The following is a 23,461-nucleotide window of genomic DNA, read 5'->3' on the forward strand; positions in this document are numbered from 1 at the left end:
GACCCCTATGCCCAATTGCCCTTTGACATCAGCCCGAGAATTTCGAGCTGCCGCCAGTTGATATACTTTTCGGACCATTTGCACCACAAATCAGGCTGTTTGCCGACGGTCTGCGCATAGGCGCGATATTCCCGTGATCCGGCGTAATGCTGAGCGCGATCCAACTCTTCCTCGACTTTCGCAGCGAGGGGCGACAGGAACTTGGCGTGCATCAAGCAGCCCGAAACCATTTCGCCGCCGCCCGTGTCATAGGTATGATTCAGCCCGCGCGGCAGCAGCATATGGGTCGAGGAGGTGTAGACGAAGCCGCGCTGCCATTTCACAAGCGGAATCTTGTTCAAGGACGGTGCCGCCAATGGGTCATCAGCAAAGAACATCCGCGTGCGTGGCCCACCCTGAATCCACAGATTGTGCATCTTTTGGTTGCGCGAAATCATGTAGTTCCCGGCATCGAACCAGCAGGCATGTTCGAACGGGTTTTGCCCCTCGACATAAGGCACCGCGTCAATCGGCCCCTTGGGATACATATCCAGCAACATCGCCGGAAAGGACCGGATGTCGTAGGTATCAAGCCAATCGGTCAAGGCATTGATCGGACGGGTATCGCTGAAGGGGTAGACGAAGAACTCGTCAGGATCGATCGTTAGCGTCCAATGCCCGGTGCCATATTTGCGCAGCAGCCAGTTGAGCCAATCCATCCCGAAATTGGCTACTTTATATGAGGCATTGGTGACCCAGACCGAACAATCCTCTTGATCGGCCAAATAATCGCGTGATCCGTCATCCGAACCGTTATCGACAAACAGGAAATGACGGATGCCCATGTTGCGATAATAGCGCAGGAAATAGGGCAGGCGAACGCGCTCGTTGCGCAGGGTTGCGAAGACAAGAATATCATCGCCACCGATCTGCCCGGTGCGATCGGCGACCACCGCCATCTCACGCCTTTTGCGAAAGGCACGTATCTGGCGGATCCTGCGCATTCGACGCAGTTTGATCAGCTCCCTCGATCTCAAAACCCGTTCCTTCTGCCGCACTTACGTCTTTTCGCCGAAATTGGTTTCCGGTCTATTAATTGTTTCCCGTTTGGCACCTTGGCGGCGTTTGCGGCGGGATGCAAATACGCGTGGGCGAAACAGAAAATCACCCCAAGAATACGCAGAACGTCCGCTTGCGTAAACTGTCCCCTGCGTCAGGTCCAGTCGCCGGCGCGCATCAAGCCGTGGGCAATCAAACTCTCGGGCCCGCGATAGCGCGCAGAGTGTTCGCAAGACAGATCAGGATCGTCGCTGATACGATCATAATAGGCATTATAACGGTCGCGATGGGTGAAATGTTCGCCCCGCGCCTTTTCCTCACGCGCACGTTGCAACGCACCATCCAGAAATTTGGAATGCAGCAAGACCCCGCTGGGCAAACCGCTGCGCAGATCAAACCCACCATTGAGGTGGCGCGGCAGCGCCACATGGGTCGAGCTGACATAGGCATAGCGCCAATCCCACTTGATCAAAGGCACCTTGTGCAAATGGGGGGCGCGTTCGGGGTGTTTGGCGAAAAACACCCGTTTGCGCGGCCCACCCCGGATCGAGATATTTCCAAATCGGGGCTGATATTCCCAAGAGTAGCCCTGCGTATCAAACAGCGGTAGCGCTTTGGTCGGATCATCGCCAGGCGCTGAGTGGGCGCTGGAAAGTGGCCCCTCAGGATACATATCCAACATCATCGCGGCCATCGCAGATGCGCCACGCGCCTCTAACCAACCGGTCAGCGCGGGCAGGGCGCGGGTGTCACAACCGGGATAGACGAGCAGTTCATCGGCATCGACGGTGAGGCACCAATGACGCCGCCCATAGCGCATCAGCAGCCAGTTCATCCAATCCATCCCAAAGCGCGCCTCGCGATAGCTGCGTTGCGTGCTCCACACCGAGACATCGGGCTGAGCGCGCAATATCTCGGCGCTCTCATCGGTGCTGTCATTCAGGACGATCAGGAAATGACGCACACCCAGTTGGCGATAATGCTGCAGGAAATAGGGTAGACGCCGGGCCTCATTGCGCATGCTGGCAAATAACAGGATATCGCCGCGTCCGATCTGGGCCGTTTGATTGTGTTGCACCTGCAAAGCGTGGCGGCTTCGCAAAGCACGCCACAGCAATTGCCGCCGTTTCAGGCGCAGCAGATACGCGGCGCGCCAAGCTGATTGAACGCTCATACCAGACCCTTTCAGAGGGTCAGTATTCATACTCTGGCGCTTGATGCCAGCGCCACGCATCTGCAATCATTGTTGCCATATCAGAGCGTTGCGGGGCCCAGCCCAAATCTGACAAGGCACGGCGCGAACCTGATACCAAGCAAGCAGCGTCTCCGGCACGGCGCTCACCCTCGATGATGGGCACATCGCGATTGGTCACCGCGCGCGAGGCATCTATCACTTCGCGCACGGAAAACCCTTTGCCAGAGCCAAGACAGAAAACGGCATTGCCCTTGTCGTGCTCAAGCCAGCGCAGACCCAGAACATGCGCGTCCACAAGATCAGAGACATGAACATAATCGCGCACGCAGGTGCCATCGGGCGTCGGATAATCCGAGCCAAACACCGTCAGCGCGGGGCGTTTTCCATCAATCGCATCCAGCATCAGCGGGATCAGATGGGTCTCGGGCACGTGCTGTTCGCCGACCTCGCCATCGGGATCAGCGCCCGCCACGTTGAAATAGCGAAAGATCACCGAGTTGAGCCCATGACTCGCCCCGAAGTCGCGCAGCATATCTTCGATCGCGCGTTTCGAGCCGCCATAGGCGTTGATTGGGCGCTGGGGCGTGTCTTCATCCAGCACCACACCGTCCTGATCGCCATAAGTCGCGCATGTCGATGAAAATACAAAGTTTTTGCATTCACTGGCAATTGCCGCTTCAATCAGATTAAGCGCGTTATTGACGTTTTGAGACCAGTATTTCGCCGGGTTCGACATCGACTCGCCCACAAGGCTGAGCGCAGCGAAATGCATTACGGCAATGGGTTTATATTGCGCGAATACCGCATCAAGGCGCGCGCGATCTGCCAGATCGCCCTCTTCAAGCGGGCCGTATTTGACCGCCTGTTTCCAGCCGGTCGAAAGGTTGTCAAAACACACAGGAACATAGCCTGCCTTGCTAAGGGCCTTGCAGGCATGCGCACCAATATAGCCCGCACCCCCGGTGACCAAAACATAAGCCGCCATTGTTACTCGGCCGCCGCGCGCATCGACATGATATCGGTCAGGTATTCCGAAAATTCGTCCCTAAGATCCGGACGTTGCAGACCAAAGGCCACCGTCGCCTGCAGAAATCCAGCCTTGGTCCCGCAGTCATAGCGCTGGCCGCGGAAGCGATAGCCATAGACCGGGTTGCCATCGGAAATTTCCTGAGCAATCGCATCGGTCAACTGGATTTCACCACCAGCGCCAGATTTCAGCGTGTTCAGGTTCTGCATGATCTTCGGCGTCAGGATATAGCGCCCGATCACTGCTAGGTTTGAGGGCGCATCTTCTGGGGCGGGCTTTTCGACCATCCCCTTGACCTTGACAGTTGCGCCATCTTCGCTTTCGCAATCCAGCACGCCGTAAGACGAGGTTTTCTCTTTGGGCACTTCCATCGCGGCAACGATATTGCCCCCGGTTTCGTCGTAAGCCTCCATCATCTGCTGAAGACAGGGCTTTTCCGAGGCAATCACGTCATCCGTCAAGATCACGGCGAAGGGTTCGTTATGCACAAGACGACGCGCGCACCAAACCGCGTGACCCAGACCCAGCGGCTTGTTCTGGCGCACATAGGCGATGGCGCCGGATTCCATATTCGTGGCCTTCAGCTCTTGCAGCAAGTCATCTTTGTTTTTCTCGCGAAGGGCCGCTTCCAACTCGGGTGCGTCATCGAAATAGTCTTCGAGCGCAGATTTCCCCCGCGACGTCACAAAGATGAACTCCCTGATGCCTGCCGCGCGCGCCTCATCAATCGCGTATTGAATGAGGGGGCGGTCCACCAGCGTCAAAATCTCTTTCGGGATAGATTTGGTCGCGGGAAGGAAGCGGGTTCCAAGGCCGGCAACCGGAAAAATCGCCTTTGTAACCTTGCTTTTCATTGGGCACCTATCGGTTCGTTTTCATTGCGCTATCAAAATTTGCGGTATCGTGACCGAAAATATGACTAGGAACAAGATGGCAGAGTGCTGCAGCGCAGCGCGCTCGCTGTTTATCGCCTATAGCTGCAATATATGCGTGCGTTGCCGGGATCTTGGGAATGCTTCGTGAGCCTTGCGCCTGTGCCGCCCTCAGGGCAGCTGCATTTCGGCCATCATCGCCTCGAGACGCGCCACATCCGAGGGGTTGTTCAGCTCCCAGAATTGCCGACCGCGCGCTTCAACCTCGACACATAGAACCGCGCGCCCATTTTCGAGGAAGCGCAATTGTTCAAGCCCTTCAAGCCCTTCCAGCGGGCCGATTGGCCAATCTGGATATTGTGCCAGAATGTCGGGGCGGTAGGCATAGACACCGACGTGATGAAACACCGGCGTTGGATCGTTAGGCAAGTAGCTTTCGGAAGTGAAAGGGATCACTTCTTTCGAAAAATAAAGCCCGCGATTGCCTGCACCAAAAACCGCCGTCGTGCCGCCGACGCGGCCCTGATGGCGATCTTCGCGCAGACTGGCCAGCATCTCTCCTTCGCAGCGCAGCACCGGGGTCGCCAATTCGGCCCAGTCATTGGCCCGCAACCCGGCGACCAGATCTTCGATGAACCAAGCCGGGGTGAGCGGTGCATCGCCCTGCAGATTGACCACGATCTCGTAGGCATCGCCCAAGGCCGCGGCAGCCTCGGCGCAGCGCTCGGTGCCATTGCGACAGCTTTCCGAGGTCATTACCACCTCGGCCCCGAACGCCTCTGCCGCGTCGCGAATACGCGGGTCGTCGGTGGCCACAACCACACGATCCACACCCGAGACCGCTATCGCGGCCTCCCAACTGCGCTGAATGAGGGTCTTGGAAACGCCCGTCGCGCCAGTCAGTTCGACCAGCGGTTTACCAGGATAGCGGCTTGACGCGTAGCGCGCCGGAATGACGATGAGAACGGACATTATTTCACCAACAAAACGCCGGGAGCATAGGCAATGAAAAACGGGTTTTCAAAGCCCGGCTTGCCATAAGTGAATGAGCTGTGATCGTCGAACCGGATCACTTGGCCGCCCGCACCGCGCAGCACCGCATCACCTGCTGCCGTATCCCATTCCATCGTGCGCCCAAGGCGTGGATACAGATCGGCCTCGCCGGTCGCGACCAAGCAGAATTTCAACGACGAGCCCGCTGATTTCATATCCGCCACCACATATTGGCCGATATAATCATCCGTGGCCTGATCGCGATGCGATTTTGAGGCCACCACCATCAACGCGCGATTGTCGGGAATCGAGACCGAAATCGGCTCTTGTTTGCCCGGTGCTGCCTTGTCGAAATTCGGCCCCGTCTCTTCGATCGAGCGGCCATCGGCAAGCGTGTAAAACAGCCGCCCCTTCGCGGGCGCATAGACCACACCGCGCAGCGGCTTGCCATCTTCGACATAGGCGATATTGACCGTGAAATCGCCACGGCGTTTGACAAATTCTTTTGTCCCATCAAGGGGATCGACGATCAGAAAGGTCGAGACGTTTTGGCTGTGCGAATCCGCCTGCTCTTCGGTGACCAGCGCGATATCGGGAAATTCCGCACGCAATCCTGCGGAAATCAGGGCGTCGGCGGCTTCATCGGCTTCCGTCACAGGAGAGTTGTCAGATTTGGATCTCACTTCGAATTCGGGCGAGTTATAGATTTCCATGATCTTGTCACCCGCTTCGAGTGCCAAGCGGCGCATCACGCGTGTCAGATGCTCGAAATCCATCACACCTCCGTTCCGGCCCTATTCTGGCCCAATTGCTATGGTTATCCACCTCCCTTATGATGCGGCAGCAAGGGAACGGCAAGGTTTCCAGCACAAGGTGCAGCGCAGGCAGCCAGGATGACAGAGTATGTTCAAGGCAAAACGCAGCAACTCCACGATCGGATCGACCTTCAGCCTGCTGGAGTTGATTTATCATGCGACGGTGCGCCACATACGCAAGTCACATGGCAATGCACTGCTTGGGCTGGTCATGAACATGTTTCAGACCGTGCTTTTGGTGGTGACATTTTACATCATGTTTGGCGTTTTAGGGTTGCGCGGGAATTCGATCCGCGGGGATTTCCTGCTCTATGTCATGAGCGGAATTTTCCTGTTCATGACCCACACCAAGGCGATGGGTGCGGTTTTTGGGGCCGAAGGGCCGACCTCTGCGATGATGAAACACGCGCCGATGACGACTGCGATTTCCATTTCGTCAGCGGCGCTGAGCGCGCTTTATATCCAGCTGCTCTCGATGTTTGTGGTGCTGTTCATCTATCACGCCGCCTTCCACCCGATTGAGATTTATGACTGGGTCGGCGCGATGGGGATGGTGTTCTTGTCATGGTTTACAGGGGCGGCGATCGGGTTGGTCATGCTGGCGGCAAAACCGTGGGCCCCCGATGTGGTCAGTATCATCCAGCAAATCTACTCGCGGGCCAATATGATCGCGTCGGGCAAGATGTTCCTTGCCAATAACTTGCCCCACAAGATGCTGGTCTTATTTGACTGGAACCCGCTGTTTCACACGATTGATCAGGCGCGCGGCTATGTCTTCATCAACTACAATCCGCATTTCTCGAATTGGGAATATCCGCTCTATCTTGGGCTGGCGCTGCTGATGATCGGCTTGATGGGGGAATTCTATACCCGGCAATACGCCTCGCTCAGCTGGGGCGCGAAACGCTAAATCCCCGGCTGGTTTAAGCGCTCAGATCCGGCGGATCGTGTCGCCCGGTTGCAGCACCGGCTCCAGCTCAATCACTTCGCTGGCGACCTGATCATTTTGCGAGCGCTTTGCCACGATCTGCGCCGCCTTGCGCCCGATTTCGCCTCGGCATGCATCCATCGTCGCCAGCCGTTGCGAGAACCCATCGAGCAGATCAAGCCCGTTAAAGCCTGCAAGCCCGATCTGGGCCGGCACATCCATCCCAAGATCGCTACAATACAACAGCCCGCCCGCGCCAACCATGTCATTGGAATAATAGATGAAGTCCAGATTTGGCGAGCGCCGAAGGAGTGTCTCGGTCATCTCGCGCCCCTTCGCCAGCGCCGAGCCGCCAGCGTAAAATTCCGTATCGGCCAAAGTCAGCCCAGCCTTTGCCAGACCCTCTTTAAACCCCTCAAACCGTTTGCGAGCGCGGTGGTCTTCGGGCATTTTCGTGCCGATGAATCCGATCTGTCGATAGCCAGCGGCAGTGATCGCCTCGGCCATATGCAGACCGGCGCGGCGATGCGAAATGCCCACCACCGAATCAATGCCTTCGCCGTCGACATCCATGATCTCGACCACCGGAATGTCGGTGTTTTGCAGCATGGCACGCGCGGCGTCGGTATGTTCAAGCCCCGCAATTATCACCCCTGAAGGGCGCCATGAGAGCATTTCATACAGCACCTGCTCTTCTTTTTCGGGGGAGTAATTGGTCACGCCCACAACAGGCTGCAGGCCGGTATCTTCCAACTCATCCGAGATATTCGACAGCACCTTGGGAAAGACAAGGTTGGACAGCGACGGAATGATCACGGCCACCAGATTGACGCGCTGCGAGGCCAACGCTCCGGCAATCTTGTTGGGTACATAGCCCAGCGTCTTTGCCGCCTTGAGCACCTTTTCACGCGTTGCATTCGACACATCGCCGCGATTGCGCAAGACCCGGCTTACCGTCATCTCCGAGACCCCCGAGGCTTCGGACACATCGCGCAATGTCAGCGGGCGGCGGAGATCATTTGGGCGGGACACGCACTCATCCTTTGCTGGGGTTATTCTTGTTAGCGCCAAACATTTCCCTTGCGCAAGCGAATGATGCGCGTCATGTTAGCGGTAACAGTGATTGGGTTGACCTTCGTCAACCGAATTTCTGCGATTGCTTAGCTCACGCGCAGTTTCTGAGCGTGGGAGAGGTATCAAAAGGGGGAGCGGTGGGCCAATACGCTTCCCCTTTTCATTTTCCCCGCCTTCACAGACTTGCACGCATGATGCTTTGACGCCATCAAGGGCGGCGTGGTCCCGTGGCTCAACTGGATAGAGCAGCCCCCTCCTAAGGGGCAGGTTACTGGTTCGAATCCAGTCGGGATCACCAAAAGCACCTCAAAGATAGCACTCTGGTCGAGGCTTTGAGCCTAGTTTCAAGCCTGGAATTGAGACGTTGAGCGAGCCGCGCTGAAGAATTGCACGATGGCGGGCACGCCAGCCCTGTGCTTCGAGATCAAAAAAGATAGATGACGCCCGCCTGACAGCGTTGGCGAACACCTGATCCATCTGACGGCTGACCCGGGACACATCCATGTGACGCTAGCGCTCCAAGTCTTCACCCCCACCGCCGCAGCGCTACAACAAAAGGCGCGGCGCGTTTTGTGGGTCGCGTTGCGAGGCGTGCATCGTGTTCAAATCCTTTTTCCCCAATCCACGGCTGTTCTTTTCCAGTGCGGTTTTCTGCACCCTGCTTTCCGTACTGATCTGGTATGTCTTTGCGCGCGATCTGGGCGCGCGGTTCGGCATGGGCGAGCCTGCGCCCAGCGCGCCGCCGGTGATCGGGCTTGGCTTCTTCATCACACCCGATTTCCTTTGGTTTTACGCCTATTGCGCGCTGTGGGTGGTGGCATTTACCGCGGCCTGGATGATCTTGTCGCCTCATCCCTGGCAATGGTGGTCGATCCCCGGCACCGCGCTGATCGTGGCGTCAGACTATTTCAGCGTGCAGACCACGGTCGATCTCAACAACTGGCAACGCCCATTTTTCGACGCGATCCAGAAGGCGCTGGATGGGGGACATGGGGTGACGCAGGGCGAGCTTTATCACATGCTGCTGATCTGGTCCGAAATCGCGCTTGTCTGGATGGTGGTCTATATCGTGACCCGGTTTTTCACGAGCCATTACGTATTTCGTTGGCGCACCGCGATGAACGCCTATTACATATCGCATTGGCCCCGCGCGCGTCAGGTCGAGGGTGCAGCACAGCGCGTGCAAGAAGACACCGCGCGCTTTGCTGCGATCGTCGAGGATCTGGGCGTGTCGATGATCGATTCCGTGATCACGTTGTTTGCCTTTCTGCCGGTCTTGGCGAGCCTGAGTCATTTTGTTTCCGAGCTACCCCTCGTGGGTCATATTGCCGAGCCGCTTTTGGTGGCCGCGATCTTCTGGTCGGCCTTTGGCACCGTGCTGCTGGCGGTGGCTGGCATTCGTCTGCCCGGGCTAGCCTTTGCCAATCAGCGCACCGAGGCCGCCTATCGCAAGGAATTGGTGTATGGCGAGGATGACGCGAGCCGCGCCCATCCGCTAACCGTGCAAGATCTGTTCGGGACGTTGCGGCAATCTTACTTCCGCTACTTCTTTCACTTCGCCTATTTCAACATCTTCCGCGGTTTCTACATTCAGGCTGACAATGTATTCGCCAATATCATGCTGATCCCGACCATCGTTGCGGGCAAGATTACCTTTGGCGTGATGCAGCAAATCCTTACGGCCTTTGGGCAGGTGACGGGATCGTTCCAATATTTGGTGGGCTCGTGGACGACAATTATCGAGCTGTTGTCGATTCACAAACGCCTGCGCGGATTTGAGAAAACCTTCGTGCACGTGCCAGAAGCGGCGAGCATCGGCGCCTGAGTTTCGTTGTGGCGTCATTCCCGATTTCCGGCCCGCAAGCTAGGACGGCGATGTCTCAGGAACACTCCAAAATAGAGTGCGCTGTTTTGCGAATTATTGATTTTCGGGAGGCTTTCTAAATGGTCGGAGCGAGAGGATTCGAACCTCCGACCCCCTGCTCCCGAAGCAGGTGCGCTACCAGGCTGCGCCACGCTCCGACCGTGGGGCGGGAATTAGCGCCTTGTGCAGGGTTTGGCAAGGGGTCTGATTCAGGTTCTGGGATTGCGCGGACGCAGGCCCATCGCACGCCCAAGCAATGAACTGCGCGGCGAGGTTACGGTCTCGGTCCGGCCGCGGGTGCGCAGCACTGGCTGATTTTCCGAGACATTCGGGCGCGCCTCGCGGAAAACGATATACATCCCTGAGGCAATCACGACGCCCGCACCAAGCATCGTGGGGGCATCCACACCCTCGCCAAAGATGAACCAGCCGTAGAAAATCGCCCATAGAATCTGAGAATATTGCATCGGCGCGACGATCGCCGCCTCGCCCGAGCGATAGGCGAGAATTTGCAGAAAAGATGCGGTCAGCCCGAATAGCGCAATTACCGCCATAAAACCCAGATCGGGCAATTGCAGCGGTACCCAGACGAAGGGCAGCGCCGCGCCCATCACCAGAAAATTGCCGAGAAGCGGTGACAAAAGTAGCACGACCGAACGCTCCTCGCCGCCGATCTTGCGCACGATAACCGAGGCCATCGCGCCACAAACAGCAGCAAGCATCGCCGCGAAATGGCCAAGTTGCAAATCAGTCTGGCCCGGACGTACAACGATCAGCACGCCGATCAACCCCACGATCACCGCACCCCAGCGATGCGGCCCGACCTTTTCACCAAGGACCGGGATCGACAGCACTGTAATCAATAGCGGCATCGCGAACAGGATCGGGTAGACCTGTGCCAAGGGCAGCGTCGAAAACGCATAAAACGCACAAAGCCCGGTCGTCACCGTGCAAACTACGCGCAAAATCACCCAACCGGGATGCAACGGGCGCAAAGAGCCGCCGCGCTTGTCGTTAAGCATGATGCTGGAAAGCAGCGGAAAGCTGAGAAGCGCCGCAAAAAACACGATCTCGACGGGGGAATATCTTTGACCGAGATGTTTGATGATCACGTCATGGGTTGCGAAAATCGCCATCGAAAGCAGCGCCAGCGCTGCCCCCCTACCATTCGATTTGCGTCCCGCTTCGCTCATTGCAGCCTCTTGATGTTACCGCTCACAATGTCTTCGAATTGGCGCGAGGTTCAACCCCAAAGAAAACGGCGCGGCTGGTGAGCCGCGCCGGAAGCCTTGCGAGAGAGCACGATAGCTTAGAGACTTGCGTCAAGCGCTTCGATGATCTTGTCGCCCATCTCGCTGGTCGAAACCGGGGTGCCGTCGTCCGGGCCCATCAGATCAGCCGTGCGCACGCCATCGGCCAGCACTTTCTCGATCGCGGTTTCCAGGCGAGTTGCCTCATCGCCTTGATCAAAGCTGTAGCGCAGCGCCATCGCGAAGCTGAGAATACAGGCGATCGGGTTGGCCTTGCCCTGCCCTGCGATATCGGGTGCAGAACCATGCACCGGCTCATACATCGCTTTCGGACGACCATTGGCCATCGGCGCACCAAGGCTGGCCGAGGGCAACATGCCAAGGCTGCCGGTCAGCATCGCGGCGCAATCCGACAGGATATCGCCGAACAGGTTGTCGGTGACGATCACGTCGAACTGCTTGGGCGCGCGCACCAGCTGCATCGCGCCGTTATCAGCATACATATGGCTCAGCTCAACCTCGGGGTAGTCCTGACCAACGCGGGTCACGACTTCACGCCACAGGATGCCCGATTCCATGACGTTGGCTTTTTCCATCGAGCAGAGTTTCTTGTTGCGCTTCATCGCCAGTTCAAACGCCGCACGGGCGGCACGTTCGATTTCGCTTTCGGTGTAGCGCTGGGTGTTGATGCCGACGCGCTCGTTACCCTCTTCGAAGATGCCACGCGGCTCGCCGAAATAGATGCCCGAGGTCAGCTCGCGCACGATCATGATGTCGAGCCCGGCCACGATATCCTTTTTCAATGAGCTGAAATCCGCCAGCGCGTCAAAGCATTGCGCGGGGCGCAGATTGGCAAACAGGTCCATTTCCTTGCGCAGACGCAGCAACCCGCGCTCGGGCTTCACGCTGAAATCGAGCACGTCGTATTTCGGCCCACCGACTGCGCCAAGCAGAACTGCATCCACCTCTTGCGCCTTCGCCATCGTCTCATCGGCCAGCGGTACGCCGTGCTTGTCATAGGCGGCACCGCCAACAAGATCTTCGCTAACGTCGAAAGCCAGATCGCGCTTGGCGCCGAACCAATCGATGACTTTGCGCACCTCGGCCATGACTTCGGGGCCGATCCCGTCGCCGGGAAGGATAAGGATGGAGGGGTTGGACATCGGGTATCTCCAAAGAATGCAGGGTCGCAAGCGGGGTAGCGCCTGCCCGCCGCTTGGTCAAGCATGGCGCATCGCGAAACCCGGCTTGGATGATCGGCGGTGCCTTGCCGAGGCTTCGGCAGGCTTTCGCAGGTATGGTTGCAGAGGACTCGCACATGACTGCAGATAGGCGCATCATGAAGTCAAAAGAGCAGAGTTGAAATGAGGGCGAATATGAATCGCAGGGTATTGATCCTGGGAATGGGCGGGCATTTCGGCTCTGTCGCGGCCCGAGCATTCCGCGCTGCGGGCTGGAACGTCGATCGCTATCATCGCGGCACCGATATGACAGTTGCGGCGCGTGGCGTCCGCTGGATCATTAACGCGATGAATCCGCCAAATTATCACGATTGGGAGCATCAAATCCCGGAAATCACTACCAAGGTGCTTGCCGCTGCGCGCGATAGTGGGGCCTCGGTGATGATCCCCGCGAATGTCTATGTTTACGGTCGCGAACCCGGCCCGTGGCGCGCCAGCACCGCGCATCACCCCTGCACGCGAAAGGGTCGCATTCGCGCCGAGATGGAAGAGCGTTATCGCGATCTCGCCTCCGAAGGGCGGTCTGTTGTGATGCTGCGTGCCGGCGATTTCGTGAACCCCGAATCCCCGACCACATTGCTCAACCGCATCGTGCTGAAAGATCTGCGCAAAGGCCGGATCACAGCGATGGGCAAGCCCGAAGCGCGGCGCACCTATGCCGATATCGGGGATCTGACCCAGGTCGCGGTGGCGCTGGCCGATAGTGCCGACTCGTTGCCGGGATTGCTTGATCTGGGTTATCCCGGCACCCGGTTCTCGTTTCGCGAGCTGGCCGATGAACTGGCAGGGCAGTTGGGGCGTAAGATTACGATCAAGCGCTTTCCATGGACCGCGCTTTTACTGGCGTCTCCGGTCTGGGAACTGGCGAGAGAGCTGCGCGAAATGCGCTATCTTTACGACATGGATCACGCGATTGATGGCACGGATTTTAAGGCGCTTTTCCCCGACTTCGAGCCAAAAACCGTGCAACGTCTGGTATTTGAACACCTGTATATGCGCGGCATGAAAGTCGTTCCCGATCAGGGTGTCAAAATGTCCACCCAGACAAGTTTGTGACGCGAGGCACGCGCAGCGGCCTTGGCCAATGCCGCGCCCGGCGCAGGCCAGATCACCCCGGCCCGCGTCACCTTTAGCCCTGCGGACGGCAAGACATAATCCACCCGCAGATTGCCCGGGCCGTTATAGTCCGCAGTATCTTGCGCGGGATCGCCCTTGTGCGCGACATCCTCCGCCAGCTTGCCGCCAAGACTTTGCGGGGTGACGTCTTGCAGGCGCGGATCGCTAAGAAGGGCATGTAGGGCGGCGCGGCGGCCCTCACCGTCTTGCGGGTCAATGTTGAAATCGCCCATCAGAACGAACGGCGGTTTGGGGGCGGCTTGCGCAAGATCGCCATCCAGATAACGCAGCCAGAACGCCGCCTCATCATGGTTGCGCCAACCATTGCGATCCTCTGGCCCGTCAAACACCGGAGGCGTCGCGGCAAAGGCAAACAGATGGAGCGCTTGGCCATCCGCCAGCGCTACCGGCACATCCCAATGACCCACAGACGAAAGCCGCTGCACTGCCTGGGCCCGATCAGACAGCTGTGCATTCGAGATCGTGCTTTGAGGCAAATCCCGCCATAATAGGGTCGAAAAATCGCGCACTGACTTGGTCTCTATCGGCAGGCGCGACAGCAAGGCCATACCGCCTTGGCCCTGAAACCGGCCATAGCCTTGTGCGTCTCGCGCCTCGCCCAGCGCGCCATTGCCATCAAGATCAGCGCCGCTTCGCAACCCGGCGTTGGGTTGGGACGCGTAGAGGTAGGGATAAGGCCGTGGAAGCGTTGCATTGAGCGCTGCAAGCGCGCGCCCGTCGTAATCCCAGTCGATCCCGGTCAGCAGCAGCACATCCGCCTGCGCCTGATCCAAGATTTCGCCCACGGCCTTGATTTGAGGGTCTTTGCCCGCCGTTATGTCACGCAGCAAAAGCCCCGGACCTTTTCGGCTCAATTCGACATTCCAAGTGGCAATGCGCACCGTTTCTGCCGGTGCAGAAACAACGCTGACACAAAGCATCGCAAAGATCAGGCCGGCACGAAATCCGAACCGTCTCGCGCGCGCCGCTTTGCCTCGATCATCGTTGCGACGCGCCCCATCGCGATGCCGCGCATGAACAAGCTTGCAGGAAGAAAGGCCCATGCTGTCACCGTCCAAATCAGCGTATGCGGGTTTACCAGCGTGATCGACACGAAGTTCATCGATACCAGCTTGATTGCCGCGGGAACAAGGAAGGGCAATAGAAAGCCCAGCGCCACGTTAAACCAAGCATCGCGCCGCAACCGTTCGATAACATCACCGCCCGCCGTTGGATCGAAGGTAGGCAGATTGACCCAGACGTTAAACGTACTCTTCGCAACCGGCCACCCGCGCAAGCGCATGCTCAGCACAAAGATAAACAGCGCCATGATCGAAATGAAATATGACATTCCAGCCGCCGTGCGCACCGCTTCGATATGCGCCGGGCTTGAATGCTCGGGCAAGGCAAGCAGGAACAGGCGCACCGGGCTGTATGGCACATCGAGCGCACGCGAAATCATTTCGCCTAAAGCTTCGATAAACAGATTGAAGGTATTGGGTTCGTGCCGCGCATCCGTGGCAGCCGACATCATCAGAAGCATGAAGAACAGCGCTAGAAACCGGATCCGATTGAACGGCGGCGCATCGCGAAATTCGACAATACCGGGATAGACAGAAGCATATTCAAAGAAGGTCAACGCCGTAGCAAACAGGGCAAGCAGCGCGACGATCTGGGCCGTATCCACATTGGTATTTGGCAGCACCAAAGCGGGAATACAGACCGTAAACCCAATCAAAATCGCACGCAAAAGCGCTCCTGTCAGACGTGAAAACACTGCCCTACCCCTTCATCACGAACGGTCCCGATACGATGCCGGAGCCTTGTTCCGTGTGATGCCCGCCTATTGTGACGGGCTGCCTCATTCTTGCCATGATTTTGCCCCTATTCCCCGTGCCTGGCAATCTTTCGTTAACAATAACAGACTGTTTCCGGCATTTTGGGGGAGGAACTGGTGCGGCTTTGCATCAAACTCGGTGCAAAACTGTGGCGCCTTTGTTGGGCTCACTAAATGTTGTGGTTGGGGTTGCTCGGGGCGCTATTTTCTTAAAGTCGCGGTCCGCGACCGCTAAGTCCAAGGACAAGCAGACCAAGGCCATCAAGCAGCAATTGCACTCCCAACAAGACGCCAAGCAGTTTGGTGGCGACATTTTGGAAGTCGGAAAAGATCACGACACCAATCACGATTGAGGCCAACCCGGTAAACCACAGCAGCGGGCGCATCGCGTGACGGGGCATGCGCAGGCCAACAATCAGCCGCATTGCCCCCATGATCAGGAACAGTGCGCCCACCACGAAAGTCAAAGAGGCTGTGCCCGAAAGCGGATTGGCCAGAAGCCAGACGCCGACAACGATATTGAGCAGTGCAATCACCCCGTGCGACATCCGGTGCTCTGCGTCAATTCCGCGAAAGGTGAGCCAAGCCTGCGCCACACCGCCCAGCAAAAACAAGATACCCACGAATGTAGTCACCGCGAGAGAGGCGGTGAATGGATTGGCCAGCGCGAGAATACCAAGCAAGACCATCCCCGCGCCGATTCCTAGAAAGAGGTTTGCAGCTTTCATGATCATGCATCCAAACTTGATATGTCATTTGATAAACGACTGTTGGCGAGGTCAGTTCCTTGCCGCAATGAAAAGGTCGCCCGAAGGCGACCTCTCACGTTCGATTTGGTTCAGATCAAACCCAAGGGCGCGATTGGGCCGCTTGTGCCTCAAAGCTGTCGATCGCACTCGCTTTTGCCAGTGTCAGGCCAATATCGTCGAGCCCTTCAAGCAGGCAGTGCTTCTTGAACGCGTCGACCTCAAAGGGAATGACGTCACCTTCCGAGGTGGTGATCTGCTGGTTTTCCAGATCGACGGTCATACGCGCATTGGAACCCTTCTCGGCATCCTTCATCAACAGATCGACCTGTTCCTGGGGCAGCACGATCGGCAGCATCCCGTTCTTGAAGCAGTTGTTGAAGAAAATATCTGCGAAAGAGGTCGAAATCACGACCTTGATCCCGAAATCGGCCAGCGCCCAAGGCGCATGTTCGCGCGACGAGCCACAGCCGAAATTGTCGCCCGCAACCAACACCTGCGCGTCACGATATTGCGGTTTGTTCAGCACAAAATCGGGGTTCTCATTGCCATTGTCGTCATAGCGCATCTCGGCAAAGGCATGCACGCCAAGGCCCGAGCGCTTGATCGTTTTCAGGAAGTTTTTCGGGATGATCATATCGGTGTCGATATTGACCAGCGGCATGGGGGCCGCGACCCCGGTGAGTTTTTCGAACTTATCCATGTCGCTGTCCTTATGCCTCTTCCAGTTCCATCAGCTTGCGCACATCGGTGAGCTTGCCGGTGACCGCCGCCGCCGCCGCCATGGCGGGGCTCATCAGATGGGTGCGGCCGTTGCGGCCCTGACGCCCCTCGAAGTTACGGTTCGAGGTCGAGGCGCAACGCTCGCCCGGAGCCAGCTGATCGGGGTTCATCGCAAGGCACATCGAGCAGCCCGCCATGCGCCATTCAAACCCGGCATCGAGGAAGATCTGGTCCAGACCTTCTTCTTCAGCCTGCGCGCGCACGAGGCCCGAGCCCGGAACGACCATGCCACGCACGCCATCGGCTATCTTACGCCCCTTCAGCACTTCAGCTGCGGCGCGCAGATCTTCGATCCGGCCATTGGTGCAAGAGCCGATGAAGACCACGTCAATTGCGATGTCTTCCAGCTTGGTACCCGGCTTCAGGCCCATGTAATCGAGCGAGCGTTTCGCCGCCTCGACCTTGCCGCCTTTGAAATCTTCAGGGGCCGGGACAACGCCAGAGATCGGCAACACGTCTTCGGGCGAGGTGCCCCAGGTAACGACCGGCGCGATATCTTCGCCGCGGATCGTCACAACCTTGTCAAAATGCGCATCCTCATCGGTGAACAGCGTTTTCCACCAGCTGAGCGCAGCTTCCCATTGCGCGCCTTTGGGCGCATGGGCGCGGCCTTTGACATATTCAAACGTGGTCTCGTCCGGCGCGATCAGACCGGCACGCGCGCCACCCTCAATCGCCATGTTGCACACCGTCATGCGGCCTTCCATCGACAGCGCGCGGATCGCCTCGCCGCAATATTCGATCACATGGCCGGTGCCGCCAGCCGTACCGGTCGCGCCAATCACCGAAAGCGTGATGTCCTTGGCGGTCACGCCGGGGCGCAACTTGCCAGTGATTTCCACCTTCATGTTCTTCGACTTCGACTGGATCAGCGTCTGTGTCGCCAGAACGTGCTCAACCTCCGAGGTGCCGATGCCGTGCGCCAGTGCGCCAAAAGCGCCATGCGTCGCGGTGTGGCTGTCGCCGCAAACCACGGTCATGCCCGGCAAGGTCCAGCCCTGTTCGGGGCCGACGATATGCACGATGCCCTGACGCACATCGGAGACCGGGTAGTAATGCACACCGAAATCGCGCGCGTTCTTGTCGAGTGCGTCGACCTGAATGCGGCTTTCCTCGTTCTCGATCACGCCCGAGGCGCGGTCGGTCGTGGTGGGCACGTTGTGATCGGGCACGGCGATGGTCTTGTCGGGCGCGCGCACCGAACGGCCCGTCATGCGCAGCCCCTCGAAGGCTTGCGGGCTGGTCACCTCATGCACGAGATGGCGGTCGATATACAGCAGGCAGGTGCCGTCTTCGTCTTGCGACACGACATGGGAATCCCAGATTTTATCATAGAGGGTCTTTGGAGCAGACATGGCTCTCACTTTCGTTGGATAGCTTGTACGTCAGACATGGGAACGCAGGCGCGGCCTGCGGGCTGCCCGATCAAAGTCGGGCCAGCACCGAACGGCTTTCACCGTAGAAACGCTCGCGCAGGCGGGCGCGGTCATCCATGTCAAAAACACGCGTCATAAGCTGTTAAATAGGCGGTTGCGTGAAGGCTGGCAATCAAAAGAGTCGCTTTTGAGTTTCAGCGCTGCTCTGATAGCCTGATCACAAAGGAGTGCATGTGGACTTTCTGAGCCCGGACACCGCCAAGACACTGACCGCGCTCTGGGCGCAGGTCATGATTTTTTTCAATTCGATGCTGCTACCCTCGCGGTTATGGCAGTTTGCAGTCATTGCTGGGTGCTTTGCGCTGGCACATCTGGGCCGGATCTGGCTGTCGCCCAAGGTCGACGACTGGGCGCGCAAGCGCGAACTGAGCACGCGACAGAAACGCTGGGTGATCTTGTTTCGCAAGCGGCTGCGCGGGATATTCTTCATCATATTGGCTTGGTCGTCGGTTCTCATCCTTGATGCCGTCAAAGGGTTCTATTCTTGGCGCTTTCTGGTGGTGCTGGCCGCAACGCTTGTCACCGCCTGGCTTGTGGTTGGCCTGTTTGCGCGCCTGATCCGCAACTCATTCCTGCGCCGGATCGTAAGCTGGGGCGCGTGGATTTGGGTCACGCTGTATTATCTGGGTTTTTGGGACGATACCGAGCGCGTCCTTGACTCTATCGCCATCGAGCTGGGCGGGTTCCGCCTGACAGCTATGGCAATTCTCAAGGCGCTGGTGCTGACCACCGCGCTGTTATCAATCGCGCGCATCATCACCGGCCAAACCACAGCGCGCCTGCGTCTGAACGAAGATATCAGCCCGTCGATGACCGAACTGGCAATCAAGACGATGCAGGTCTTATTGTACGGTGCCGCCATTTTCATCGGCGTAAAGGCGGTGGGCTTCGATCTTACCGGACTGGCGTTCTTATCGGGTGCGATTGGCTTGGGCTTGGGGTTCGGGCTGCAAAAAGTCGTCTCGAACCTTGTATCTGGCGTGATCATCCTGCTCGATAAGTCAATCAAGCCGGGCGATGTGATCAGCCTTGGCGAAACCTTCGGCTGGATCGCTTCGCTTGGGGCGCGCTATGTCAGCGTCGTCACCCGAGACGGCAAGGAATATCTGATCCCGAATGAAGATCTGATCACCGGACAGGTCGTCAACTGGTCGCATTCAAACGAGTTTGTCCGCATCGACCTGCTGTTTGGGACGTCCTATCACGACGACCCGCATCTGGTGCGCAAACTGGCGGTCGAGGCCGCGCAATCGGTGAGCCGCGTGCTGTCAAATCGCCCCGCCGTGTGCCATATTACGGGCTTTGGCGACAGTTCGATTGACTATATCTTACGATTCTGGATCACAGACCCCGTTGAAGGGCTTACAAATGTGCGCGGCGCGGTCTATCTGGCGCTGTGGGATTCGTTCAAGAAAAACGGAATCTCCATTCCTTTCCCGCAACGCGAACTGCGCATGCTCGATGGCTCAACACTGGTTGTGCAGAACAGCCCGCAAAAATCGCAGAGCGAAAATTGAAATCGTGCAGAAGCGATGTTACCTTAATAGTATGGCCTGCGCCGGGGCCGGACTGGCGTGCAACCTCTGGAGGACTATGTCCTGTCTCATCTCTCACTCGTGTCGGGCGACAGCGGCACAAAGGCGGTCGTCATGACAGCCCACACCCTCGGTGCTGACGCTACGAGCGAAGAAATTCTCGCGCGTGTCATTTCATCTCTCGAAGATGATAAGGCCGAAGATGTCGTCACAATCGATCTGCGCGGCCGCTCTTCCATCGGTGATTACATGGTTATCTGCTCGGGGCGTAGCTCTCGTCAGGTCGGCGCGATCGCTGAAAACCTGTCCGAACGGCTCAAGCAAGAATTTGGTCGTATCTGCAAAGTCGAAGGCAAGGATCAGGGGGATTGGGTTCTGCTCGACAGTGCCGATGTGATTGTTCACGTCTTCCGCCCCGAAGTGCGCGATTTTTATCAGCTTGAGAAGATGTGGATGTCACCAAGCGTGGATAGCGTTTTGCTGGACGATGACGTCTGATCGCGGCTGACCGATGAAAATCACGATCTGCGCGGTCGGTCGCCTGCGCAAATCCCCCGAGCGCGAGTTGATCGACGACTACCTCTCCCGGTTTGAGAAATCCGGGCGAGGGATGGGTCTGGGCCCCGCGCAACTGATCGAGGTTGAGGATAAAAAGGGTCTGGGCCAAGAGGCCGAGGCGCAGCTTTTATCCCGCGCGATCCCCGATGGCTCTGTGATCGTGAGCCTAGATGAGCGCGGAAGCCTGATCTCTTCGCCCGAATTTGCCCAAAAGCTGGAAACATGGCGAGATGCAGCGCGCGATGTGACCTTTGTGATCGGTGGCGCGGATGGCATCGCGCCAGACCTGCGCGCCAAAGCTGATTTTTCGATCTCTTTTGGCAAGATGGTCTGGCCGCATATGCTGGCACGCGTCATGTTGGCAGAGCAGATTTATCGGGCCGGACAGATCATTGCGGGCACGCCCTATCATCGCGTTTGATGGGCGAGGCGGTTGCTCGTATCAGGCGAGGCGCGTAAACAACACCAACAGCTAGCAGGAGGTGGCGATGAGCAATCCGAAACCGGTGATCTTGTGCATTCTTGACGGTTGGGGCGAACGCCCCGAAACCGAGGGCAACGCCCCCGCGCTGGCCAAGACCCCCAATATCGACGCGATCTGGGGCAATGGCACGAAGTCCACGCTGATCACCTTTGGTCCCGATGTCGGTTTGCCGACAGGGCAGATGGGCAATTCCGAGGTCGGTCACACCAATATCGGCGCGGGTCGGGTGGTAGCGATGGATCTCGGCCAGATTGATCTGGCGATCGAGGATGGCTCGTTTTTCAAGAACGAGGCGATCCTTGGCTTTATCGAGACGCTGAAAGCCTCGGGTGGGCGGGCGCATCTGATGGGCGTCGTCTCGGACGGGGGCGTGCATGGTCATATCGAACATTTGCTTGCCGCGTGCAAAATGATCGCCGGGGCAGGGGTGCCCGTTGTCGTTCACGCGATCACCGATGGTCGCGATGTGGCCCCCGACAGCGCCAAGCGGTTCATCGATGATCTGGTCGCGCGCCTGCCGGAAAACTGCGCCATCGCCACGGTGATCGGGCGCTATTTCGCGATGGATCGTGACAATCGCTGGGATCGGGTGCAGCGCGCCTATGATGCAATGATCAAGGGCGAAGGGGAGCACGCCGCCACCCCCGCCGAGGCCGTGGCGCAAAGCTATGCGCGCAAGGAAATGGACGAATTCATCCAACCCACGGTGATCGGCGATTACGCAGGGGCCGTGGATGGCGATGGGCTGTTCTGTCTCAACTTCCGGGCGGATCGCGCGCGCGAAATTCTGGCGGCCATTGGCGCGCCGAAGTTTGACGGGTTTGACACTGACGAACGCCCGAAATTGGCGGCGATGCTAGGCATGGTTCAATATTCCGAGGCCCATACCGCCTATATGAGCGTTGCCTATCCCAAGCGCGAACTGGTCAACACGCTGGGTGAATGGGTCGCCAAGCAGGGTAAAACCCAGTTTCACATCGCTGAGACGGAAAAATATCCTCATGTCACGTTCTTCCTGAATGGCGGGCGCGAAGCGCCTTGGCAGGGCGAGGATCGTTTCATGCCGAAATCGCCAAAAGTCGCGACCTATGATCTCCAACCAGAAATGAGCGCGCCCGAGGTAACCGAGCATCTCATCGGCGCGATCGAGGCGGGCTATGATCTGATTATCGTCAATTATGCCAATGGCGATATGGTGGGACATACCGGCTCGCTCGAAGCCGCGATGGCGGCCTGCGAAGAGGTGGATCGTGACATTGGCCGCGTCGTTGAGGCGCTGGAAAAGGCGGGCGGTGCGATGATCATCACTGCCGATCACGGCAATTGCGAAACCATGATCGATCCCGTAACCGGCGGGCCGCACACGGCGCACACGACCAATCTGGTGCCTGTAGCGCTGGTGGGCGGGCCAAAAGGCGCCAAGCTGCACAAGGGGCGCTTGGCCGATCTGGCGCCAAGCCTGTTGCAATTGATGGGGCTGCCTATTCCGCCCGAAATGACCGGAAAGAGCCTGATCGAAACGTGAAACGCGCCGCCCTCCTTGTTTGCTTTTTGCTTTTCGGGGCGGCTGCGCAGGCGGAACCTGCGGCCGATATTGCCATGTCTGCCGCCAGTGATTTGCGCAAGGCGATTACCGCGCTTAATGATGCGCAAACCAAATCAGATCGCGTGGCCGCGCTGACGAAAACGATCTCGGCCTATGAGATGGGCTTGGGCGCGCTGCGCGATGGGTTGCGTCGCGCCGCGATCCGCGATGGCGAGATCAAGCAAGGCTTCGATGCCAAGCGCGAGGAATTGGGGGGGCTGCTCGCCGTGATGTCCACGATGCAGCAAACCGACGGCCCGCTTTTGTTGCTGCACCCGTCTGGCCCTGAAGGGTCGGCGCGTTCAGGCATGGTGCTGTCATCGGTCGCCCCCGCCTTGCAACAAGAGGCTGAGGGGCTGCGCAAACAGCTTGATGAGATCGCGACGTTGCGCAAGCTGCAGGAAAATGCGCGCGGCGTTCTTGAGCAGGGCATGACCTCGGTCACGCAAGCGCGCACCGCCCTCTCCGAGGCAATTTCCGAGCGCGAAAAACTGCCCCAGCGCTATCTTGAGGAACCTGAAGAACTGCGCAAACTGGTCGAAAGCGCGGATACGCTGGAAGGGTTCGCCACCGGTCTGAGCGGCATGGAAAATGATATCGGCCCACCGATGGATGACTTCGCTGGGGCCAAAGGGTCGCTGCGACTGCCAGTGATCGGGTCGGTGCTGCGTCATTTCGATGAAACCGATGCGGCGGGCATCAAACGTCCCGGACTTGTGATCGCCACAGCACCCGCAGCGCTGGTGACCACGCCTTGGCCTGCGACAATTCGCTATCGTGGACCGCTGCTCGACTACGGAAATGTGATGGTGTTGGAGCCAGCAGACGGATATCTTCTGGTTCTAGCAGGGCTCGGAACAGTCTATGGTGAGACTGGAGACGTGCTTCAAAAAGGAGCGCCGATCGGTTTGATGGGCGGAATAACGCCGGGAGCACGGGAATTCGGCAAAGAATTCGTGCAAGAGGCGCAAGACGGCGGTAGCGCAGGACAAAGCGAAACGCTTTATTTGGAGCTGAGAAAGGGCGATGCGCCCGTGGACCCGGCCCCGTGGTTCACCCAGACGAGAGGCGACAAAGGTTGAGT

General features: G+C 58.1%; 22 protein-coding genes and 2 tRNA genes. 9 read left to right on the forward strand and 15 right to left on the reverse strand.

Annotated elements, in window-relative coordinates:
* Positions 1 to 5: 5 nt before the first annotated feature.
* From AB4874_RS06575 to cysQ, 6 genes are all read right to left on the reverse strand, one after another.
* Positions 6 to 983 (reverse strand): glycosyltransferase family 2 protein, encoded by a 978-nt coding sequence (locus AB4874_RS06575; protein WP_438273448.1) that lies wholly within the window; start codon positions 981 to 983, stop codon positions 6 to 8.
* A gap of 209 nt (positions 984 to 1,192) precedes the next feature.
* Entirely contained in the window at positions 1,193 to 2,212 is a 1,020-nt protein-coding gene (locus tag AB4874_RS06580; RefSeq protein WP_368391378.1) for a glycosyltransferase family 2 protein, read from the reverse strand.
* A 19-nt stretch (positions 2,213 to 2,231) separates the two neighbouring features.
* On the reverse strand, positions 2,232 to 3,218 hold the full coding sequence (galE, locus tag AB4874_RS06585; protein ID WP_368391379.1) for a UDP-glucose 4-epimerase GalE: 987 nt from the start codon (positions 3,216 to 3,218) through the stop codon (positions 2,232 to 2,234).
* Between the two features lie 2 nt (positions 3,219 to 3,220).
* Positions 3,221 to 4,114, reverse strand: coding sequence for a UTP--glucose-1-phosphate uridylyltransferase GalU (gene galU / locus AB4874_RS06590; protein ID WP_295533474.1), 894 nt, complete (start codon positions 4,112 to 4,114; stop codon positions 3,221 to 3,223).
* 189 nt (positions 4,115 to 4,303) lie between these two features.
* Positions 4,304 to 5,104 (reverse strand): 3-deoxy-manno-octulosonate cytidylyltransferase, encoded by an 801-nt coding sequence (locus AB4874_RS06595; RefSeq protein ID WP_368391380.1) that lies wholly within the window; start codon positions 5,102 to 5,104, stop codon positions 4,304 to 4,306.
* Positions 5,104 to 5,901, reverse strand: a complete 798-nt coding sequence (gene cysQ / locus AB4874_RS06600; RefSeq protein ID WP_368391381.1) for a 3'(2'),5'-bisphosphate nucleotidase CysQ — start codon at positions 5,899 to 5,901, stop codon at positions 5,104 to 5,106. The genes AB4874_RS06595 and cysQ overlap by 1 nt, the downstream gene beginning before the upstream one ends.
* Before the next feature lie 127 nt (positions 5,902 to 6,028).
* On the opposite strand from cysQ, the gene AB4874_RS06605 reads away from it, so the two are divergent.
* Positions 6,029 to 6,850: an ABC transporter permease gene (locus AB4874_RS06605; RefSeq protein WP_295533468.1), complete on the forward strand. Its 822-nt coding sequence runs from the start codon at positions 6,029 to 6,031 to the stop codon at positions 6,848 to 6,850.
* A 21-nt stretch (positions 6,851 to 6,871) separates the two neighbouring features.
* On the opposite strand, the gene AB4874_RS06610 is transcribed toward AB4874_RS06605, so the two are convergent.
* Entirely contained in the window at positions 6,872 to 7,900 is a 1,029-nt protein-coding gene (locus tag AB4874_RS06610) for a LacI family DNA-binding transcriptional regulator (RefSeq protein WP_368391382.1), read from the reverse strand.
* A 263-nt stretch (positions 7,901 to 8,163) separates the two neighbouring features.
* Between AB4874_RS06610 and AB4874_RS06615 the strand changes: the two genes are divergently transcribed.
* Positions 8,164 to 8,240: transfer RNA gene (locus AB4874_RS06615), tRNA-Arg, on the forward strand.
* Positions 8,241 to 8,540: 300 nt separating this feature from the next.
* Positions 8,541 to 9,767, forward strand: coding sequence for a peptide antibiotic transporter SbmA (sbmA, locus tag AB4874_RS06620; RefSeq protein WP_368391383.1), 1,227 nt, complete (start codon positions 8,541 to 8,543; stop codon positions 9,765 to 9,767).
* Positions 9,768 to 9,887: 120 nt separating this feature from the next.
* On the opposite strand, the gene AB4874_RS06625 is transcribed toward sbmA, so the two are convergent.
* The 3 genes from AB4874_RS06625 to leuB all read right to left on the reverse strand — a co-directional run bounded on the left by AB4874_RS06625 (position 9,888) and on the right by leuB (position 12,219).
* Positions 9,888 to 9,964: transfer RNA gene (locus tag AB4874_RS06625), tRNA-Pro, on the reverse strand.
* A 51-nt stretch (positions 9,965 to 10,015) separates the two neighbouring features.
* The gene (locus AB4874_RS06630) at positions 10,016 to 10,999 is read right to left on the reverse strand and encodes a DMT family transporter (RefSeq protein ID WP_295533462.1); all 984 of its coding nucleotides are present in this window, start codon (positions 10,997 to 10,999) and stop codon (positions 10,016 to 10,018) included.
* 116 nt (positions 11,000 to 11,115) lie between these two features.
* Positions 11,116 to 12,219, reverse strand: coding sequence for a 3-isopropylmalate dehydrogenase (leuB, locus tag AB4874_RS06635; protein ID WP_368391384.1), 1,104 nt, complete (start codon positions 12,217 to 12,219; stop codon positions 11,116 to 11,118).
* A gap of 213 nt (positions 12,220 to 12,432) precedes the next feature.
* Between leuB and AB4874_RS06640 the strand changes: the two genes are divergently transcribed.
* Complete coding sequence (locus AB4874_RS06640; protein WP_368391385.1) at positions 12,433 to 13,353, forward strand: Rossmann-fold NAD(P)-binding domain-containing protein; 921 nt, start codon at positions 12,433 to 12,435, stop codon at positions 13,351 to 13,353.
* Here AB4874_RS06640 and AB4874_RS06645 read toward each other — a convergent pair.
* The 5 genes from AB4874_RS06645 to leuC form a co-directional block, all read right to left on the reverse strand.
* Positions 13,317 to 14,288, reverse strand: coding sequence for an endonuclease/exonuclease/phosphatase family protein (locus AB4874_RS06645; RefSeq protein WP_368391386.1), 972 nt, complete (start codon positions 14,286 to 14,288; stop codon positions 13,317 to 13,319). The two genes, AB4874_RS06640 and AB4874_RS06645, sit on opposite strands and share 37 nt — an antisense overlap.
* Positions 14,289 to 14,362: 74 nt before the next feature.
* A complete protein-coding gene (locus AB4874_RS06650; RefSeq protein WP_368391387.1) occupies positions 14,363 to 15,163 on the reverse strand; it encodes a hypothetical protein in 801 nt (266 codons plus the stop codon).
* A 296-nt stretch (positions 15,164 to 15,459) separates the two neighbouring features.
* Positions 15,460 to 15,978 (reverse strand): HdeD family acid-resistance protein, encoded by a 519-nt coding sequence (locus AB4874_RS06655; protein ID WP_368391388.1) that lies wholly within the window; start codon positions 15,976 to 15,978, stop codon positions 15,460 to 15,462.
* Positions 15,979 to 16,093: 115 nt separating this feature from the next.
* On the reverse strand, positions 16,094 to 16,699 hold the full coding sequence (gene leuD, locus AB4874_RS06660; protein WP_368391389.1) for a 3-isopropylmalate dehydratase small subunit: 606 nt from the start codon (positions 16,697 to 16,699) through the stop codon (positions 16,094 to 16,096).
* Between the two features lie 10 nt (positions 16,700 to 16,709).
* Entirely contained in the window at positions 16,710 to 18,134 is a 1,425-nt protein-coding gene (gene leuC, locus AB4874_RS06665; protein ID WP_368391390.1) for a 3-isopropylmalate dehydratase large subunit, read from the reverse strand.
* A gap of 311 nt (positions 18,135 to 18,445) precedes the next feature.
* Between leuC and AB4874_RS06670 the strand changes: the two genes are divergently transcribed.
* The 5 genes from AB4874_RS06670 (at position 18,446) to AB4874_RS06690 (ending at position 23,459) form a co-directional block, all read left to right on the forward strand.
* Positions 18,446 to 19,732 (forward strand): mechanosensitive ion channel family protein, encoded by a 1,287-nt coding sequence (locus tag AB4874_RS06670; protein WP_368391636.1) that lies wholly within the window; start codon positions 18,446 to 18,448, stop codon positions 19,730 to 19,732.
* Between the two features lie 132 nt (positions 19,733 to 19,864).
* Positions 19,865 to 20,248 (forward strand): ribosome silencing factor, encoded by a 384-nt coding sequence (gene rsfS, locus AB4874_RS06675; protein WP_295533484.1) that lies wholly within the window; start codon positions 19,865 to 19,867, stop codon positions 20,246 to 20,248.
* 13 nt (positions 20,249 to 20,261) lie between these two features.
* Entirely contained in the window at positions 20,262 to 20,729 is a 468-nt protein-coding gene (gene rlmH, locus AB4874_RS06680; RefSeq protein ID WP_295533446.1) for a 23S rRNA (pseudouridine(1915)-N(3))-methyltransferase RlmH, read from the forward strand.
* 67 nt (positions 20,730 to 20,796) lie between these two features.
* The gene (gene gpmI / locus AB4874_RS06685; protein ID WP_368391391.1) at positions 20,797 to 22,317 is read left to right on the forward strand and encodes a 2,3-bisphosphoglycerate-independent phosphoglycerate mutase; all 1,521 of its coding nucleotides are present in this window, start codon (positions 20,797 to 20,799) and stop codon (positions 22,315 to 22,317) included.
* A 74-nt stretch (positions 22,318 to 22,391) separates the two neighbouring features.
* Complete coding sequence (locus tag AB4874_RS06690) at positions 22,392 to 23,459, forward strand: murein hydrolase activator EnvC family protein (protein WP_368391392.1); 1,068 nt, start codon at positions 22,392 to 22,394, stop codon at positions 23,457 to 23,459.
* Positions 23,460 to 23,461 lie beyond the last annotated feature (2 nt).

The sequence above is a fragment of the Thioclava arctica genome, from assembly GCF_040892615.1.
GTDB classification, from domain to species: domain Bacteria; phylum Pseudomonadota; class Alphaproteobacteria; order Rhodobacterales; family Rhodobacteraceae; genus Thioclava; species Thioclava arctica.